At 51.7% G+C, this 2,602-nt stretch carries 3 protein-coding genes; all 3 read left to right on the top strand.

Annotated elements, in window-relative coordinates; genetic code table 11:
- Positions 1-333 precede the first annotated feature (333 nt).
- Positions 334-1,074: an FCD domain-containing protein gene (locus VMT62_03940; GenBank protein HVN95557.1), complete on the top strand. Its 741-nt coding sequence runs from the start codon at positions 334-336 to the stop codon at positions 1,072-1,074.
- A 34-nt stretch (positions 1,075-1,108) separates the two neighbouring features.
- Positions 1,109-1,591, top strand: coding sequence for a TRAP transporter small permease (locus VMT62_03935; protein HVN95556.1), 483 nt, complete (start codon positions 1,109-1,111; stop codon positions 1,589-1,591).
- Positions 1,584-2,602, top strand: a 1,019-nt coding sequence (locus VMT62_03930; protein HVN95555.1) for a TRAP transporter large permease, incomplete at its 3' end; no start/stop codon positions are given. The genes VMT62_03935 and VMT62_03930, both read left to right, overlap by 8 nt.

The raw sequence follows: 2,602 nt of genomic DNA, 5'->3' as shown, positions 1-2,602 counted from the left end.
CAATAGTAGATACATTGAAAAAAACAACATACGGTTCTGTGCGTTCATTTATATTCTTCTGAGGTATCGGTGTTTCGAAAAACAAAACCTTCCTCTTTAATCCTTTAATACGACCAGTGCGAAGCATCAAGCCGTTTTCCTGAAGTATCGAATGCGATTTTTTTTCATGGCATCGCCGAAAAGGGGTCCGAGCTTCAATTCCTGTATCCTAAGTGAAATATGATTGTTCTCAAGGAATGATTCAAAAAGTTCTTGACACCCTGAACCAAGAATGGATTAATGTAATTGTCTGACAGATATACTACGTCTACTTACTATAGCAGGAGATGCACTTTGCCTGCGCACGATGCTCACACCCAAGAAGAAATGTTTCGCCCCCTGCGGACGAAGAAAGCCTTCGAGCAAGTTACCTCAGAGATAAAGAAGCTGATGTTTCAAGGCATCCTTAAGCCCGGAGACAGACTGCCCAAGGAAGTGGAGCTTGCCAAACAGTTCGGCGTGAGTCGGCAGACGATCCGGGAGGCCCTGCGCGTTCTCGAGCTCACAGGTTTCATCTGGATACAAAAAGGTGGGAACAATGGACCTCTCGTGGTCGACACAGTCGTACACGCGGTAAACAGCCTTTACCTGGATATCTTTCAAATGCGAAAGATTACAGACAAGGAGCTCACCGCAGCCCGCAATGAAATTGAAAAGTCGGTACTGGACGAGGCGATTAAGAACGCGAAGAATTCCGATATTCGAGAGCTAGAAAAGAACGTAGCCGCGGCAGAGGCGCTCTTGGAAAAAAATATCCATGCGTTTCGTGAGAATGTGGAGTTTCACAAACTTCTGGCAAAGGCCTCCAAGAACCAGGTCTTTGTCCTCGTCATGGAATCATTGATGACCGTGGTGTCCGATTTCAGGAGTCGGCATGAGGTAAAACTGGCCACCTCAAGATTGGTTACGGCCGGACATCGTGAGATCGTTCGCGCAATCAGACAAAGGAACCGGGCACGCGCCGCCGAACTGCTGGAGAAACATCTAGTGCTTGAAGGAAAGGCGTTGGGGGGCAGTCCGAAAAAACGAGCGTAGAAATAATAGTCTTCAGCAGGACTAAGGGGGTCCTATGAGAGCTTTGCTTGCCGGCGTGCTGAAGGTCAACCAGTTCATGCAGGGTATAGCCGCTGTCTCGTTGACGTTCATGATGCTTCTCACCACGGTGGATGTCGTACTGAGGCTGTTCGGCAAGCCCATCCCAGGCGCTGTGGAGATCATTGCAATCTGTGGCGGTATCGTCATTGGATTCACAGTACCGATCTCGTTCTGGATGCGCGGCCATATCGCCGTGGACTTTATGCTGAACCGCCTCGCAGGACCGGTAAAGAATCTGGTGAATGTCATCACCCGGTGCGTCGGCATCTTCTTGTGTCTCCTGATTAGCTGGAATTCTCTGAAGATAGGCACGGGTATGCGGAAGGCGGCGGAGGTGTCCGGGACTCTCGAACTGCCTCTCTATCCGGTCGAATATGCCTTGGCGTTTTGCTTCCTGATGCTTGCCATTGTTTTCCTCTGCGACATCCTCAAGATTTTCGGGGGTACCTATGAGTGAGCTTACGACCGGATGCGTCGCACTGGTGGCGTTGATCGCTTTGTTCTTCACGGGGCTCGAGCTCCCTTTCTGTATGATTCTGGTAGGCTTCGCCGGATTCACGTATCTTGTGGATTTCAGGGGAGCTACGCACATGATGGCGAAGGACATGTACGATGTCTTTGTCTCGTACGGGTACACGGTTTTCCCTCTTTTCATCTTCATGGGCCAGATCGCCTTCGCCTCGGGCATAGCGAAGAGGCTGTACGACTGCGCCTACCGGTTCATCGGCCACATTCCAGGCGGCCTTGCGATGGCCACCGTGGGCGGGGCAACGGCATTCAAAGCCCTTTGCGGATCGGCAGTGGCGACCGCAGCAACCTTCAGCAGCGTTGCTATTCCCGAAATGGACCGGTATGGTTACAGCAAGACCCTCTCTACAGGCCTCGTGGCGATCGTAGGGACGCTCGGCTGCCTGATCCCGCCCACCGTTTTCTTGATCATCTACGGCCTTCTTACTGAGCAATCGATAGGGGTGTTGTTCCTGGCGGGTATCGTTCCCGGGCTTGGAATCGCGCTCCTGTTTGTGCTGACAATTTACGGATGGGCCAAGATCAACCCTTCCCTCGCTCCGGCCGGCGAAAGGTCTACCTGGAAACAGAGGATGGCTTCCCTGCCCGAGGTAGTGGTGGTGCTCGCGGTGTTCATGCTGATGATTGTTGGGCTGCTGAGGGGATTTTTTACCCCGACGGAAGCGGGTAGCGTGGGCACCATGGTAGTTCTTCTTATGGTAATAATGAGAAAACAGTTGAGCTTCAGCGGATACGTGAAGGCGATCGGGGATGCGATGCGCACTGCGTGCATGATCCTGCTGCTGATCGCAGGATCATCCGTCCTGGGCCATTTTATAACCATCACTAATATCCCACAGCTCATGGCAGACTGGGCTACAAATCTTCCTGTCAACAGGAATATCGTCATGATTATTATCTGCTTCGTGTATCTCGTCGGTGGATCTTTCATCGACGACCT

This window comes from Syntrophorhabdaceae bacterium, assembly GCA_035541755.1.
GTDB lineage: Bacteria > Desulfobacterota > Syntrophorhabdia > Syntrophorhabdales > Syntrophorhabdaceae > PNOF01.
This window is presented reverse-complemented; position numbering and strand designations above follow the sequence as displayed.

Coding starts and splice junctions, on each gene's coding strand:
- VMT62_03935 (HVN95556.1), top strand. CDS start 1,109: ATGAGAGCTTTGCTTGCCGGCGTGCTGAAGGTCAACCAGTTCATGCAG.